At 36.5% G+C, this 244-nt stretch carries 1 protein-coding gene; it reads left to right on the forward strand.

Annotated features, from left to right (window positions below; genetic code table 11):
• On the forward strand, positions 1 to 244 hold a 244-nt coding region (locus ELQ16_RS09880), incomplete at both ends, for a methyl-accepting chemotaxis protein (protein WP_243832631.1).

Consider the following 244-nt stretch of genomic DNA (forward strand, 5'->3'; position numbering starts at 1 on the left):
TTCTCAAGCAGCTTCTTTAGAAGAGACTGCAGCTGCTTTAGAAGAGATTACTTCTTCTATGCAAAATGTTTCAGTTAAAACTAGTGATGTTATCACTCAATCTGAAGAGATTAAGAATGTTACAGGTATTATTGGAGATATTGCAGATCAAATCAATCTTTTAGCTTTAAATGCAGCTATTGAAGCTGCAAGAGCAGGAGAACATGGTAGAGGCTTTGCCGTTGTTGCTGATGAAGTTAGAAAG

It is taken from the genome of Campylobacter sp. US33a (assembly GCF_004378855.1).
GTDB lineage: Bacteria > Campylobacterota > Campylobacteria > Campylobacterales > Campylobacteraceae > Campylobacter_D.